Annotated in this window: 14 protein-coding genes; 4 read left to right on the forward strand and 10 right to left on the reverse strand. The window is 41.3% G+C overall.

The features are described from left to right. Both BXY41_RS24415 and BXY41_RS24420 read right to left on the reverse strand, forming a co-directional pair. Positions 1-645, reverse strand: a complete 645-nt coding sequence (locus BXY41_RS24415; RefSeq protein WP_170072586.1) for a TetR/AcrR family transcriptional regulator — start codon at positions 643-645, stop codon at positions 1-3. 133 nt (positions 646-778) lie between these two features. Next, positions 779-2,530: a cell wall-binding protein gene (locus BXY41_RS24420; protein WP_104439487.1), complete on the reverse strand. Its 1,752-nt coding sequence runs from the start codon at positions 2,528-2,530 to the stop codon at positions 779-781. Positions 2,531-2,762: 232 nt separating this feature from the next. Between BXY41_RS24420 and BXY41_RS24425 the strand changes: the two genes are divergently transcribed. From BXY41_RS24425 to BXY41_RS24435, 3 genes are all read left to right on the forward strand, one after another. Next, complete coding sequence (locus BXY41_RS24425; protein WP_185140395.1) at positions 2,763-3,626, forward strand: tyrosine-type recombinase/integrase; 864 nt, start codon at positions 2,763-2,765, stop codon at positions 3,624-3,626. A gap of 6 nt (positions 3,627-3,632) precedes the next feature. Then, a complete protein-coding gene (locus BXY41_RS24430; protein ID WP_104439489.1) occupies positions 3,633-4,478 on the forward strand; it encodes a tyrosine-type recombinase/integrase in 846 nt (281 codons plus the stop codon). A gap of 74 nt (positions 4,479-4,552) precedes the next feature. Beyond that, complete coding sequence (locus BXY41_RS24435) at positions 4,553-5,773, forward strand: AAA family ATPase (RefSeq protein WP_104439490.1); 1,221 nt, start codon at positions 4,553-4,555, stop codon at positions 5,771-5,773. Between the two features lie 31 nt (positions 5,774-5,804). Here the strand turns inward: BXY41_RS24435 and BXY41_RS24440 are convergent, their stop codons facing one another. Genes BXY41_RS24440 through BXY41_RS24450 form a run of 3 tightly spaced genes read right to left on the reverse strand, consistent with a single transcriptional unit; the run spans position 5,805 to position 8,161 of the window. Then, positions 5,805-6,251, reverse strand: a complete 447-nt coding sequence (locus BXY41_RS24440) for a YwiB family protein (protein ID WP_104439491.1) — start codon at positions 6,249-6,251, stop codon at positions 5,805-5,807. A 14-nt stretch (positions 6,252-6,265) separates the two neighbouring features. Further along, positions 6,266-7,084: a glutamate racemase gene (murI, locus tag BXY41_RS24445; RefSeq protein ID WP_104439492.1), complete on the reverse strand. Its 819-nt coding sequence runs from the start codon at positions 7,082-7,084 to the stop codon at positions 6,266-6,268. A gap of 12 nt (positions 7,085-7,096) precedes the next feature. Then, positions 7,097-8,161 carry a D-alanine--D-alanine ligase family protein gene (locus tag BXY41_RS24450; RefSeq protein ID WP_104439493.1) on the reverse strand — a complete coding sequence of 355 codons (1,065 nt, stop codon included), beginning with the start codon at positions 8,159-8,161 and terminating at the stop codon, positions 7,097-7,099. 95 nt (positions 8,162-8,256) lie between these two features. On the opposite strand from BXY41_RS24450, the gene spoIIR reads away from it, so the two are divergent. Next, entirely contained in the window at positions 8,257-8,907 is a 651-nt protein-coding gene (spoIIR, locus tag BXY41_RS24455) for a stage II sporulation protein R (RefSeq protein ID WP_104439494.1), read from the forward strand. Here spoIIR and BXY41_RS24460 read toward each other — a convergent pair. The 5 genes from BXY41_RS24460 to BXY41_RS24480 all read right to left on the reverse strand — a co-directional run bounded on the left by BXY41_RS24460 (position 8,888) and on the right by BXY41_RS24480 (position 16,215). Beyond that, on the reverse strand, positions 8,888-10,090 hold the full coding sequence (locus BXY41_RS24460) for a TolC family protein (protein ID WP_104439495.1): 1,203 nt from the start codon (positions 10,088-10,090) through the stop codon (positions 8,888-8,890). The genes spoIIR and BXY41_RS24460 overlap by 20 nt on opposite strands. Before the next feature lie 4 nt (positions 10,091-10,094). Then, the gene (locus BXY41_RS24465) at positions 10,095-11,249 is read right to left on the reverse strand and encodes a TolC family protein (protein ID WP_104439496.1); all 1,155 of its coding nucleotides are present in this window, start codon (positions 11,247-11,249) and stop codon (positions 10,095-10,097) included. Positions 11,250-11,373: 124 nt separating this feature from the next. After that, complete coding sequence (locus BXY41_RS24470) at positions 11,374-14,421, reverse strand: efflux RND transporter permease subunit (protein WP_104439497.1); 3,048 nt, start codon at positions 14,419-14,421, stop codon at positions 11,374-11,376. Positions 14,422-14,433: 12 nt separating this feature from the next. Further along, a complete protein-coding gene (locus BXY41_RS24475; protein WP_104439498.1) occupies positions 14,434-15,561 on the reverse strand; it encodes an efflux RND transporter periplasmic adaptor subunit in 1,128 nt (375 codons plus the stop codon). A gap of 45 nt (positions 15,562-15,606) precedes the next feature. Further along, a complete protein-coding gene (locus BXY41_RS24480; protein ID WP_104439499.1) occupies positions 15,607-16,215 on the reverse strand; it encodes a TetR/AcrR family transcriptional regulator in 609 nt (202 codons plus the stop codon). Positions 16,216-16,357 lie beyond the last annotated feature (142 nt).

Consider the following 16,357-nt stretch of genomic DNA (forward strand, 5'->3'; position numbering starts at 1 on the left):
CTATCCTGTCTTTCTCTGTGTTTTTAGACGCACTCCTTCTTCCACAATTTTAAACTGGAATTCGATCCCATGTAGTATTTCATCTATATCTGCCGATTCCATAAAATACATAGCCATGGATTTTGCTACAAGGAATAACAAAAGTTCCAGCAGATCCGAAAGCTCATCCACATCGGAAACCGGACAGATGTTACGATCCAGCTTATCAAAGCAATCGCGGATTAGTTCCTTCTCTTCTCTGCTTTTATTAAAAAATTCTTTGAAGCCTATGATGCTTGTTTCAGTCATCAGCTTTGCATCCATAAAAATATTTTTATAAAATATAAAATCCTGTTGTTCCCGTCCGTAGTGAATTAACACCAGGATTGAATTCCAGAACACCTGATAAATATTACCTTCACATAATTCCATATTTTTATTGAACCATAGCTTACAGGACTCCTGGAAATCATGGAGCAAATAAGACAGCAAATCATCCTTATCTTCAAAATATGTATAAAAACTACCTCTGGAGATATCAGCCGCTTTAATAATCTGGTTGATAGAAACATCGGAAAAGGAGAATCTGGAAAATTCCTGAATTGCCGCCTGTTTAATTTTTTCACGTTTTATATCAGGCAAATGTAAAAAACGCTGTGTTGGCATAAATTCCTCCAATTTTTTAAATATAAAAAGTTTATAAATTTTATTAAATAAATGACAACTTGTCATCTTATAGATAAAACATATGGCGGAAAAAATCCGCCATATGTTTTATCTTGTCTTTGTCAGAGCATTATTAGCTTTCTACGTAAAGAGAAGTAATATCATTTCCCTTCTGATCGTAGCAGCGGTCATCACCATCTTTTGCTTTGTGCTTATTCTTCTGAACAGTACCAGAAGTATTTACTAGCTTATAGGTAATTCCAGCTTTTCTTGCTGCTTCATAGTTAACGTTGTAGTACTCGTCATACTTGTCTTTAACTGCCAGCTTTTCATCATCTTTTACAAGCCAGCTCTTGCCATCATCACTTGCCTTGCCTTCTGCTTCGAGATCATCCATAAATTCATCTGTATCAAGAATGTTATATGTTGTCTTTGTCACTCCGCCATCTTTTGTCTCTTTGATTTTAACTACAGAATATTTGTCATCCTTATCTGCTTTTAACAGCATACCAGCCAGATAATACTTATCATCATCAACGCCTGTTTTACCAGCTCCTTTAAAAGTACCGGATTTATTAAAGAAGAAATTGAATGATTCTCCGTCGATTTCAACATTCTGCTTATTTGTCTTCATGGAACCATCACTGCCGCTGCCGAAATAATATAAGTAGTAGCCTTGATCCAGCCAGTGATTTGCATTGTCTTTGAAACGGTCTTCTGTATCAAATGGGTAATCGTCATCATCGTCATCAATGATTTCAACAATATCTTTATTTGGGTTGTTGTCTTCAAACTTATAGAACTTCATGCCGCTCTTCATTCTTCCCTTGGAGTCAAAGGCGTATTTCTTACCATTAATGGTCTTGATTTCACCGGCAACCAGCTGACCGTCATTGTCTGAATAATACCAGAAATCTTCATCATCATTATATTTTTCTAAGTGCAGATTCTCATCAGGAACAACTTTGAACCAGCCCTTGGTAATTCTTGCACCATCTTCTGGAGAACCGAAATATCTCCACTCTCTTGTATAAGCATTTGCGCCCTGACCGGAAGAAGCTGTGGCAGCGGTTGCTTTTGCAGTTGTTGCAGTTGCATCCCAAAGAATCCACTCTGCATTCATACGGCCCCACTCATCAAAGCTGTACTTCTTGCCATTGATGGTTTTTCCGTCTTTACTTGTCTGTTTCTTACCGTTGCTCTTGAACCAGAACCAACGCTCCTGCTCTTCATCATCAAAGGTATTGTGGCTGGAAACTCTTGCGTTTCCATCTTTTGCAGCATCGTCATAATCGTCATCTTTGATTTCGATACTCGACCAGCCTATGGTCTTTGCACCATCATCTTCTTTGCCGCAGTAGTAAATTCCTTCTTTCCATGCGTCATCGCCGGTTTCTCTTTCCCCATCGTCGTTGATCCAGCCGTAAAGCATCTTGCCTTCGTCATCAAAGACGTACTCTTTGCCGTTAATATTTTTAAAGGATGCGGTGTCACTGCTGGTAGAACTCTTATAAGCTTTACCATTGGAGCCAAAATAGTACCAGTGATTTACAGGTTCTTCGTCATCCTCACCACCGTCATAATCTTCGTTCTCCATGGACACCCACTGATTAGTTACCATAGCGCCGTTGTCATCTACATAATAGTAGTCGTCATTGTATTCCACGATAACATCAGTTGCCATCTCACCGCTGTCATTTAAGTAAAACCAGTTGTCACCGGATTTTGCCCACTTCTCTGTTTCTTTGTCTCCGCTTCTGTTGTAATACACCCATGTACCATTTTCTTCCTGCCAGCCAGTTGCTGCGAAAGAAGACATGGACGCACCTAATGCCAGCAGTGCTGCTGTAGATAAAACAGCAACTAATTTGGTCTGCTTTCTCATAATAAATGCACTCTCCTTTTTTTCTTTTTGAAATAATTTAGGTGAAATTCCTAATTGCATCACAAAGCCATTATACTTCTAATATTGGAAATTATCGAAAGCAAAACCAATTTTATCTACTATTTATGCTTTATTTTTACTATTTTTTCGAATTTTTCTTGATTTTTTAATGAACAGTTTATATACTTGTGTTAAACTGTTCTTGTTTGATTCTAAAAGGGAGATGGACGATATGACGAAAGGAAACGTAATAAATGAAATTGCAACCGGGAACAAAAGCGTAGTCGAGCAAAGCCTTGATGATTTCCAGGAATATTTAAAAATCAACAATATGTCTGCAAATACCATTCACGTATATCTGTTTGCAGTCAGACAGTTTCTTGGCCTCTACCATGTGGTCAGTCATGACAATCTCATGCTCTATAAATGCTATTTAATGGAACATTACAAGCCGCAGACAGTAAATTTAAGAATTCGTGCCCTGAATTGTTATATGGAATCTTTAAAGCTTGCTTCTTCAAAAATGCTGATGATACGCATACAACAGAAAACATTTTTGGAGAATATCATCAGTCAGGCGGACTATGAGTATCTGAAAAACTGTCTTATCCGGGATGGGAACATGCTGTATTATTTTGTGGTGCGGTTTATGGCTGCAACCGGAGTGCGTGTCAGTGAGCTTGTAATGGTAAAAGTAGAGCATGTAAAACGGGGTTACATGGATATTTACTCCAAGGATAACAAAATAAGGAGAATCTACTTTCCAAAAAACCTGCGCATAGAAGCCCTTAAATGGCTGAATCAGATCAGCCGTGTCAGTGGATACATCTTCTTAAATCGTTACGGCGAACCAATTACTCCTGCCGGAATAAGGGGACAGCTGAAAAAATTTACAGCTTTATACGGTCTGGATCCAAAGGTGGTCTACCCTCACTCCTTCCGGCATCGTTTTGCTAAGAATTTTATTGAGAAATGCGGAGATATTTCCATGCTCTCTGATATTCTGGGTCATGAGAGCATAGAAACCACCAGAATTTATCTGCATAGAAGCAGTACAGAACAAAAACAGATTGTAAATCAGATTGTGAATTGGTAGAAAATTATGGTGAATGATGAATTAATAAATGAATTTAGAAAATACCTTAAGAAGAAAAATTTATCGGGCAACTCCATAACTGCCTATGTTGGCAGTGTACGTCTTTTTTTCACTTTGTATAATGAGGTTACCCCTGAAAACCTGCAGCAGTATAAGAGCTATTTAATTCCGCGTTACCGACCGGCTACCGTGAATCAGCGTATTTATGCCATTAACCATTTTTCCCGTTTTTTAACAGAGACCAGTGAAGTGGATTCCATTGTATTGTCCTCCTACCGCCTCCCCTCTGTTAAAGTACAACAGAAAACCTTTCTGGATACCATTATTTCCAATGAGGATTATGAGATCTTTAAAGAGAAACTGAAAGAAGAAAAAAATTATTTCTGGTATTTTATTGTACGGTTCCTTGCTGCAACAGGCGCGCGCGTCAGTGAACTGATTCAGATAAAAGAGGAGCATTTAAAGCTCGGTTATTTAGATCTCTATTCCAAGGGAGGCAAGATACGCCGAATTTATTTTCCCGATTCCCTCTGCGAAGAGGCACTGGCATGGTGCCTGGAGCGTGGAGTAGAGAGTGGTTTTTTGTTTTTAAATAAAGCAGGTCATTTAATTACTCCCCGCGGCATTAATTACCAGTTAAAGCATCTGGCCAGCCGTTATGGAATAAATCCGGATACTGTTTACCCTCATTCTTTCCGGCATCGTTTTGCAAAGAATTTTTTAGCCAGGAATAATGACATATCGCTGCTTGCAGATTTAATGGGGCACGAAAGCATTGAAACGACAAGAATTTACCTCACCCGTTCCAGCCAGGAGCAACAACAGTTACTTGACGAAATTATCACATGGTAAGCCTATTTTTTTATTATTTCATGTTTCTTTTTTCTAATTTCTGAGATATAATTTCAAAAAGGAGGATAATACTGATGCTAATCTCTTTTCGATTTAAGAACTTCCGTTCCTTTTTGGACGAAACATTTGTTAATATGAAGGCGGTCACCTACAAAGAACTTCCAGACCACCTGATTTCATTTGGCAACCAGAAGCTGATAAAGACACTGGCTGTCTACGGGCCTAATTCAAGCGGGAAAACCAATATTTTTCTTGCTTTTGCCAGTTTTCACTCTCTGATTTTCTGGCAGCTGTTTCCTTCCCAGGCATCTTATAAAAACCGGTCTATTAATCTTTTACAGCTGAATTCCATGGACAAAATTGTTCCATTTGAACAGGGCGAGCCAGAGACTCCCCCAACTGAAATGGAAATATCCTTTATAAGCGGCAACAGAATTTATGAGTACGGGTTCTCTGTCTGTTCCCAAAACATCGTGACGGAACACCTGACCGTTGATCATCACCTGGTATATTCACGTACTGCAACGGAGCTTTCCTATGGTCGGTTCTATGAAAAATGCATGCGCTCCAAATCCGGAATCCGTCCCCATGACAACCGGTTATTTTGTTCCATTCTATCATCTATGGATATTCCTGAAATAAATGCAATTATGAAGCCTTTTGAGAACTTTTTCTCCAGTAAAATTCACTATTACTTTGATGATCTTGAAATGTTTCAAATTCTTGGCAACACTTTAATGGACGGAAAGTTATTTAAAATCCTGGAAAATCCTGAGGCAATCAATTTCAGTCTGAGTCAGCTTCGTAAGCTGGGAATACCAGTAGAAGATGTTAAAATTGAAAACGGGATTCCAAAACTAGGATATCTTACTAAATCCCGGTCAAGCGGCCAGTCATTTATCAAATATATGGATATTACGGAGATTTCCTCCGGTACTCTTAAAAATCTGTTTATGTTTTTAAGAATCTTTGAGCTGAGCAAAAACGGAGGCATCCTGATGGTTGACAGCATTTCCGGTGAATTCCATCCCACTGTGACCAAATTTATTGTTGATTCATTTCAGCAGGAGATGAACAAGAATATACAGCTTATTTTCTCAACTCACGACATCTCCATTTTAAATAACCAGCAGTTCCGCCGTGATGAGGTAGCTTTTGTAGACATGAATGAATACGGAGAGTCCAGACTCTATACCCTTGCTGATATTAAAGTCCGGTCTGACGCCAGCTTTTCCAAGGACTATCTTCTTGGTAAATACGGGGCAATTCCCCTAGTCAAGGATACAATCTTTTGACCATAAAAAAAGACACACTATGTGTCTTTTTTCAACTCAAAAGATGAATACTTGCAGTATCTTTAGAACAGACCTCAAGCACAATATTGCATTCTGAAACATGCTGGTAATTAATATCCAGAGAATAATCCACCTGAACCTTTAAACGATCCTCTTCCTCTGCAATCCTGATATCATTGGTTCTGATCCCAATCATCAGCTCTCCAAATGGCGTTGCATAACAGGAAATGTTTTTCTTTTCCTTTTCAAAGGTCATATGAACACTGGTGCTTCCTCTTTTTATGATATCCATTCCTGCCGGGTGAATCTTAATGGTGTTTCTGGTCACACCATCTACCCCTTCCTGAACTTCATCATAAAGAATATAATGATTGCCGTTTTTTAAAAAATAATCTCCTCTTGTGATCATTTCCACAGCCTGATTATCATCTTCCACGATTTGCGCACCGCTGATACTGATCAGAACATCTCTCGTCATCGTTTATAACTCCTCTAGTACTCTTCTATATTTATTTGTCTCGTCTCTTTCACCTGACCTGGAAGAATGGAGGCAGCAAAGCTTGTGAACTTTTCCGCCAGATCACTGACATAGAAATGATATTTATCAATGCTGCTGCCGTCCTGATCACAGATCAGCCCATTCTCCTCCAGAACCTGCTTTAATTCCAGAGCTGTCTCATAAGCCGGATTGACCAGAGTCACTTCCGGTCCCATCAGCCTGCCTACGGTGGAACGCAGAAGTGGGTAATGGGTACAGCCTAATATCAGTGTATCAATGTATTTGCCTTTTAATTCGCTTAAATACCGGGATGCAATTTCATCTGTTACGGAATCGTGAAGCAGTCCTTCCTCAACCAGGGGCACCAGAAGGGGACAGGGTTTTCCAGTCACTTCTATGTCTTCCCGCATTTCTTTGATTACCCGTGTATATACACCGCTTCTTATGGTCCCTTCGGTTCCGATAATTCCAATCTTACCATTCTTGGTGGATTCAATTGCAGTTCTTGCACCTGCATGAATGACTCCGATGATGGGAATATCCAGATCATGCTCTACTGTCTCCAGTGCACAGGCAGTGGCTGTATTACAGGCAATTACAATAGCTTTTACATCCTGGGTCATAAGAAAACGAATAATCTGTCTGGTAAATCGGATGACAGTGTTGCAGGATTTGTTCCCATAGGGCACCCGTGCCGTATCACCAAAATATACAATTCTTTCATCCGGCATCTGCCTCATGATTTCTCTTGCAACCGTAAGTCCGCCTACGCCGGAATCAAACACTCCAATGGGAGAATTTCTATCTGCCATAATATCTGCTCCTTAATCGTCAAACCGGCTCAAAGCGTCTTCCATAAGACAATTAACGAGCTGATCCTTGCTTATTCCTGCTGCTTCCCAAAGCATGGGATACATACTGATTGCCGTAAATCCCGGCATGGTATTAATCTCATTAAATACAACTGTTCCATCACTCTTAACAAAAAAATCCACTCTTGCAAGTCCCCGGCCATCCACTGCCTGGAATACCGCTTTTGCTGCTTCTCTCACACGTTCAGCAGCACCATCGGGCAATTGGGGATCGATTACTGTTTTTGAATCCGCATTGTTATACTTTGCATCGAAGTCATAAAATTCCGCCGCTGCAAGAATCTCTCCCACACCAGAGGCCTTAACCGGCTGATTGCCGCCGCCTAAAACAGCACATTCAATCTCTCTGCCTACAATCATCTCTTCTACCAGAATCTTACGGTCGTGTCTGGCTGCCTCAAGTAATGCTGTCTCCAGTTCCTTTTTATCTTCCGCCCTGCTCACGCCCTTGGAAGAACCGGCATTGGATGGCTTTACAAACACGGGATAATCAAACCGTTCTTCTACTCTGGCAATTACCTGCTCCATATTTTTTAACTGATGGCGCATGACTGGTACATAGGCCGCCTGACGCACACCAAGGTCGTCAACAATAATCTTTGTATATAATTTATCCATGGAAACTGCAGAAGAAAGTACGCCACATCCCACATATGGAATCCGGGAAAGCTCCAGCAGGCCCTGGACGGTTCCATCTTCGCCCAGCAGACCATGGAGTACAGGAAATACCACATCTGCCTCAACAAGTTCTGTCTTCGTTCCATCAAGTAATATGACAGCTCCCATGCCAGCATCCGGAGAAAGAATTGCACGGACACTTCCCTCTCTCCAGGTTCCGTCTTTGATTTCCTTTACAGACTCCGTTTTAATCCAGTGTCCTTCCTCAGTGATTCCGATCAAAAGCAGATCATATTTATCTTTATTTATATGGTCTATCACATTGACAACTGACATACAGGAAACAACGTGCTCCGATGACTGTCCGCCAAATAATACAACCGCAGTTTTCTTACTCATTCCAATCTCCTTAATAAATTCTTGATTTACAGCGTTTATATTATAGCACATATGGTTACAATTACAAATAGATTCCAGAAAAAAGGAGGTACTCTATGAAACAGAAACGTGATTTATTCTTATGTATTACCTGTCTGCTCATTGCTTTTTTACTGACACTGGCAAATGACAGATCAAGCGATGAAGCCCTTGCCGCCAGGATCGCCCCCGAAATCCTGCGGTTTCATGTTCTTGCAAACAGCAACAGCACTGGGGACCAGAATTTAAAATTAAAAGTACGCACCATGCTTCTCAATTCAATATATGAAGACCTTGGTGAAAATGCATCCCTGGAAGATACAAAAACCTATATCCGCTCCCACGAATCCATTTTGGAGAAAAAAGCAGAAAACTACATGAAGAACCTGGGATATGATTATCCCGCACATATGGAACTGACCAATTGCTACTTTCCCACCAAAACCTACGGAGATATGGTATTCCCCTGCGGAACTTACGAAGCAGTAAGGGTAAAAATTGGCGAAGGAAAAGGACGCAACTGGTGGTGCGTCCTCTATCCTCCGCTATGCTTTACCGATTCTTCCTATGCAGTCGTTCCGGACACCTCAAAAGAGATCCTGCGCCACTCCATGGATGAATCTGATTATTTAAAATTAAGAAAAGAACCGGTTAAAATCCATGTAAAGCTTAAAGTTTTGGATCTGCTGCCTGTTCATAAAAAAGCAGTTACTTCGCAGAATCCATGATAATACCCTGAATGGCCCACTGGTACGTGTTATATGCCTGATAGTAAGTATTATACGCACTGTCTTTTTCGCCCTGTGCCTTTAAGTAGGCCATCTGTGCCTGAAGATACTGGATTTTACTGATCATCTTCAGGTTAAAGGAACGGTCTGCCTTATCCTTTTCCAGAGTTGCTTTCTGGAATGCGGTATTTGCAGCTTCGTAAGCAGATTTTGACTGCAGGATACCCTGATAATAGGCCTGCATGGTTATCTTTACATTCTGCTCTGCATCTGAAACATTTTGATCCTTATTTTTCATTCCAGTCGTGGTTTTACCGGAAGAATCATGACGTGCAGAAATAACATCGTAATTGTTGGAAACTGCTTTGTCAGAATCGGCTTCCAGATTAAGGGCTGCTATCATCTCATCAGTAAGCTGTGGAAGACCACCGATAGAGGGAGCAGAATCTGAAGAATATCCCGTCATCAGGCAGAGGGAGCGGCTTAAATTGTCAATGGTGCTGTTGATCTTTATCAGCGATCCTTTGGCAGACAACAGATCTTTTTGAGCAGATAGAACATCTGCTTCTGTAGCCATGCCTACCCCTAAACTTAAACTCTGAGCTTCATAAGCAGCATTACTTAACTCCACCACTTTTTCAACCATAGCGCGGCTAGCCTGAGCACTATTGAACCCAATCATCGTCTGGTTCGCATAATAAGTGTATGATTTGACACCCCGGTTTATATCAGATCTTGCTGATGAATCCATACGATTCATATAGTCGATGGATCGCTGTTGTTGATCTGCTGCTACCTTTAGCTGTTTAATTGCAGAATTTAACGCACCGTACTGCTCTGCTCCAGTTGGAGTGTTCAATGCACCAGACTTTTTTGCTTCATCTGCATCAGTCTGCAGATCCTTAACCTGACGTCTCATCTTATCAATAATATATTGATAATCATCTAAAGCAGTTGAAAAAGAAGTTTCTGCATTCTTCATAGCAGGATTAAAGTACCTTATCAGATCTGGCAATTCATCAAATTCAATGGTCTGATCATTTAACCGATCCCACTTCTCCTGTGTCACTTCTTGGGGTATGGGATTTTCTGCCTGACCAGGACCTGCAGCAAAAGCAGGAAACGCCGTGCAGGTAGTGATCATCGCAGCAATGAAAATCGGTAGACTCCATTTTTTTCTCATATCATCAGCCTCCCGTCGAAGCCAGGCCACTCACTGCATTATTATAGGTCTGAACCGATTGAAATAATGTAAGCTCTGCAGTTTTCACTCCATTGGTTTTTGTAATCAGAGCATTTTTCTGTTTTCTGTAATCCAGTCCGCTCATTTTACCCACCTGAGTTTTTCTTTCAGCAGTATCCATATTTTTAGTTTCCAGATTATATTCTGCAACTGCCTGATCATACGCCGCCTTTGCCTGCAGAACTTCCTGATAGCTCTTTACCAGATCTGTGCCAATATTCTGCTCATTGCTTGCGATTGTCCGCTTAAGGGTTTCCTTTGTGACGTCCGCAGATGCATTGGTAAGCTTTCTTTTATTAATTTTCAATGTATAGTTGTTGTTTAAGGCTGCTTCCATATCTGTATCAGGATTCATGGCATCGATCTGTGCCATATCCACTGCAGGAATATCTTTGATTTCAGGTGTATCGTTATATTTCCACCCCAGCATTACGCACAGCTTCTGTCTGGTTTGTTCGATGGTTCCAGTCAGTTTATCAATGGATGTTTGAGTGTTCTGTATGTTCTCCAGCGCACCAAGCACATCGGTCTGTGTTGCCATTCCAGCACTCTGCTTAACCAGTACCGATTGATGCACTGCATTTAAAAGTTCCAGGCTATCTTTTAAAGTTTCCAGTTCATATTTTTGTTGAAAATAAGTAATCATCGAGACTTGAGCCGTAGCCACAAGCGTTGCTTCTTCCTGATCATTGGTCAGCTGGTCTACTCCCAAATCCTCGACATTTCTATCTGCATTCTCATCTGCCTGTCTGGCACTCACTGCATTCCTCGCATCGTTAACCTCATTACCATCTTCACCGGTAATGTTGTTTCTTGCCTTATCAGCTGCATCCCGGTAATACCTGGCATACTCATCACTGGTAACCCGATCCTTGCCCTTTTTATCACTGATATCAAGCTGGTTTTTCTGTACCTTAACGTTGTACTCATGTATCAGATCTTTCAGTTCATCGTATTCCATCACATTATCTCTAAGCTTTGCCCACTCCTCAGCAGTCCTTGAAAACTCCGGACTTCCAGCCCAGACAGTTGATGCCGGTCCGGAGAAGGTCATCACTGCTGCAAGAGTAAATGCGCCAATCTGTTTCCACTTTCTCATCCTAAATCCTCCTTAACTGGGATTTTTATACTTCATTCTTATATTATCATATCACATGCTGTCAAAAAGAGCCAAGCCACATTCTTCCATATCAGATAAATAATATTTTTTATTGCTGCCGGTATTAATCCGGCAGCTGTGTTTTATCTGTTTTTCCACTCATCAGAGAATAATAGACAGGCAGCATAAGCATTGATAATATGGTTGATGCAGTAAGACCTCCCACATTAACAAGCGCAAGTCCCTGCATTGTCTCAGTATTCGTTCCGATCCCCAATGCCATGGGTACCATGGATACAATGGTGGTAAGGGTGGTCATGAGAATGGGCCGAAGTCTGGTAGCACCTGCTTCAACCAAGGCGGTTCGTTTATCCATGGAGGCACGATACTGGTTAACTGTGTCAACATAAAGAATTCCCGAGTTAACAACCGTACCGATTAACATCAGAAAGCCCAGCATGGAAGGCATACTGATTGCAACACCTGCTGCCAGCAAACAGCCGAAAGATCCAATTAAGCTGAATGGAATGGTGGTCATAACCATAAGGGAAAATTTGAAGGATTCAAACTGAGCCGCCATTACTACAAATACCAGGAATGTAGCAATTAAAATGGCTTTCATAAGATTTCCCAACTCTTCCTGCATAGAGGCATCTTCACTGTTTTTCGCCCTTGTTACACTGTCATTTAAGTATTTACCCGTAACTTTACTGTCTAGTTCCTTTATTGCTGCCGCCTTATCTTTCTTATTCTTCACGGCATCTGTAAATGATCCTGTTATGGTAACCAGATACTGCTTATTCTTTCTATTAATGGCTGTTGGGCTGTCTTCGTAACCAATCTTAGCGATATCAGTCAGTGCCACAGATCCACCCAGGTTATTCGGGACAAGAACACCTTCCACCTTTTCCAGTGTATTATAGGCGTCATCCGGATACTGTACTTTAACGTCCACGTTCTGACCATTTACATCCATGGTCATCGCTTTCACACCGCTTAACATTCCGTTCAGCATTCCTCCAACTGCCGCAGGGCTGATACCCTCCGCCGCTGCCTGAATGGGATCTACACGTACTTTGATAACTGGTGCTGCATTTTCCAGATCGGAATGTACTTTGATCATCTCCGGACGGGCGCTTAATTCATTTACCATCTGGTCAGAGACCTGTTTTAACTGATCTAACTGAGCACTTTGAAGAATAACTTCATAGTCGGACTTGTTGCCTCCTCCCATATCACTGACACTGGAGGTTGATTTCACAGTCACATTACAATCAGGAACCTGGTTCATCATTTTTTTCCATTTATTAACTACCTGATCCGTTGTGAGCTTTCTATCTTTTTTCAGATAGGCTGTTACAGTTCCGTTGGTTCCTCCGGAAAAGCTTAAAGCCTGACCGCCATAACTAACCATATACGATTTCAAATCTTCTTCACTGGTGACAATTCCCTCCAGTTTTTTTAATATCTTATCGGCTTCTTCTACTTTAATTCCTGGCTTCATCTGAGCTGTGACAGTAATGGTTCCCTGATCCACGGAAGGCATCAGTTCAAATCCCAGTTTTGATGCAAAGCCAAAAGATGCCAGTAACAGCAGCACTGATATTACCATAACCAGAGCACGCCTATTTAAAAGCTTATCAACAATCTTTCTGTAGATACTCTGAAGACCTCTTACAAATCCTCCCATGGGAGAATGCTGCCGTTCCACCGGGCGGAACCTGGAGTAACATAATGGAACAATGGTAATGGCAGAGAAAAAGGAAGCCATAATACAGAATACAATTGTAAATCCGAGAGGCTTAAATAACTGACCGGTCAGACCTGCCAAAAACGCCAGAGGGATAAACACAACGCACGTTGTCAGAGTACCACCAAGAACGGACTGCATTACAACGCCGGTTCCCTCTAATGCCGCACTCATATATTCCCTGAAACCAGTGCCCTTCTGCGATCGGAAACAACTTTCCAGTACTACGATGGAGTTATCTACCATCATTCCGACTCCCAATACGATACTGCTCATGGTAATAACGTTTAAAGAAAATCCCATGGCTGCCATCATTATAAGTGAAACAAGAATGGAAACCGGGATAGAGGTTCCTACGATCAGGGAAGCTTTAATATCTCCAAAGAAAAGGAAAATAATAACCATGGAAATAATAACTGCTGCGATCATGGTATCTTTTACACTGCCAAGAGCAGTGGTAATCTGGTCACTGGTATCATCCACAACTACTACCTGCAGTTTCGAATAATCCTTTTCCAGAGATTCAATGGTTTTCTTAACTGCTCTTGAAACATCAACTGCACTGTTTTTCTGCTGCTTACTAAGGGATACAGTGATCGTGTCATCTCCGTTATACCGGCCTATGGCAGTCTGCTTCTCATTGGTTTCTGAAATATCGGCAATATCTTCCATGTAGATGGTCTTTCCATTACTGGCCACAATGGGAACCTTTTTTAAGGCTTCCACCGTCTTTACGTCTACACCGGTACTAACGGATAACTCCCGTTTCCCCACTTCTGTTTTGCCAGCGGGATATGTGAAATCAGCTGCTTTAATTGCCTGGCTGATGGAATCCATATTAAGGTGATACTGCTTCATCTTCTCAGGTATCAGATTAACTCTTACATAGCCTTCCTGGCCACCGCTGATATTGACACTGGCGACGGAAGTGATTTTCTCAAATTCAGGAACAATCTTATCATTTACATAATTGTAAAGATTGTTTTGGGATGGATCTTTAATGGAAAGTGTCATGGAAGGCATATCATTAATGTTAAATTCCATAATGGATGGCTTTTCTACTTCCTTTGGAAGATCCAGACTGTCCATTTTCTTTTTTAAATCATTGTATGCTTTATTCATATCGGTACCATAGTTATATTCCATGTACACGATAGAAATATTCTGCTGGGAACTGGACTGAATATTTTTAACACCGGAAAGTGTACCTACCGACTCTTCGATTGGCTTGGTAACCAGATCGTTAATATCCTCCGGGCTCGCTCCTGCATAGGTAGTTGTTACTAAAAGCATGGGGAAATTCATCTCCGGGGTTAATTCCAGTTTGGAAGAAAAAACGGAGGATAAACCAAATACAAGAAGGCATAAAACTGCTAATATGGCAGTTATGGGCCGCTTTAATACAAATTTTGTCATTCCCATTTTACCGCCCCCTTATTGTGCAGAAGCAGAAGTTTCTACCTCGGTCCCATTCTCTTGTGTCGTCTCGGTTTCCGCTGCAGTTTCCGCCAGAGTCACTTTGGAGCCGTCGTATAATTCGCTGGTCCATGTGGTGACCACCTGATCATCTGTGCCGATTCCAGACTGAACCTCTGCAAATTCATTGTTTGTAAGTCCGATGGTAACTGCATTCTTTTTCAATGTTCCATTGGAATATGTATAGATAAATGGATTTCCTGCCTCATAATAAACACTGTCAACAGGAACGGTAAGTACATTTTCTGCTTTCTGTGCCGTTACATAAAGCTTCACAGAGGTTCCTGTAGCTAGTGAATCTCCGGAAGGAATGGAGGCTTTCACTTTAAATAATCCGCTTCCACTGTCAACCATGGTACTTACTTCCGTTATGGCTGCTTCATGATCCGTACCGTTTTTCTCTACCCGGATAATATCACCGGCTTTCAATCCGCTTATAATCCGCTCAGAAACATAAAAGGTAAGGGACTTTCCTCCATCACCTGATATTACACAGATTGTAGTCTGGGGAGAAATCATATCGTGAAGGCTGATATTAAAGCTTTCCACCTTACCTGAAATGGGGGCAGTCACCTGGCTGCTCTCCATCTGGATATTATAGGCAATTTTTGCATTTTCATATTGAAGTCTGGCCATTTCCACCTGATCTGCTGTAGACTGATAATCGGCCTCAGCCACATCTCCTGCTGCATGAAGTACGGTTAAGCGATCCAGATTTTTCTTTGCATCCCCGTAAGTAATTTTGGCAGTTTCCATGGCGATCCGTGTACTTTCTACCTGTTTTGTATCAATCACACAAAGCAGCTGCCCTGCTGTCACGGTGTCTCCTGTTTTCACAGCTACATTGGTTACTTCCCCTGCGCCAAGAGGTGTAACATGAACGATGCTGTCCGGTTCAATGGTACCAATCAGCTCATTATTAATTTCTATTGTCCGGACCTCCGGCTTTTGGGCGGTTACTACCGGCGGCGCTTCCGCTACCAGCTCTTCCTTGCCCTTATTAAGAATCTTAGGAAGCATAAGCCCTGCGAGAACAGCCACAACTACAACAGTCCCTGCAATTATAAATACTTTTTTCTTTGTCATATCAAGCTCCTTATTATCTTCTCAGTCATAATATGATTCTAATTATTATTTTCGAATTCCATACTGTAAAATGTCTAATTTTTCCTGAAAAATTTTCTTAATTTTTTCTTCATCTTCTGGATGATGGTAATACCAGCCCATACAGCGGGCCAGTTCAAAAAGGATCATGGAAACAAGTCTGCCAAAGGTATCAATATCCGTATACCTGAAATTTGACACATCCGTACAACGATACATTACCTCACGCAATTCAGTCTGTTTATCCTTTTTCTCATGGCATAAATTATGAACGACTCCGAAAAGTTTCTCACTATCCAGAATATTTTCAACCAGCCTTAAGACCTTTTCTTCGGTATTATAAATGGAATATTGTAGAAATGTCTCTGCTGTCTTCCATAAATCACCATTACTTTTCTGTGCACATCTGACCCAGGACTCTTGAAAATTATCACCGGCGTCCTCAAAAATATATCCCAGCACATCCCGCTTATCAACAAAATACGTATAAAAACTTCCTCTTGATATTCCTGCGCTCTGAATTATCTTATTAATTGAAGCCTTTTCAAAGGGCACTCTGATAAACTCCTCGGTTGCAGCATCCCGTATTATTTTCTTTTTCTCCGCCGGAAGATTATAAAACCGCTCCGTAGGCATCCTTACACCTCATTTCTATTATTTTTTTTGCATAATTTTTTGCATAAAGTCAATACCACCGGCTTAGCCGGTGGCTTGCTCAACCCCTATAAGGGGTTTATTTCCTGCTTGCGCCCGGAAGGCGCTCCGAAAGTCTGCCTAC

This window comes from Lacrimispora xylanisolvens, assembly GCF_002934545.1.
GTDB classification, from domain to species: Bacteria; Bacillota; Clostridia; order Lachnospirales; family Lachnospiraceae; genus Lacrimispora; species Lacrimispora xylanisolvens.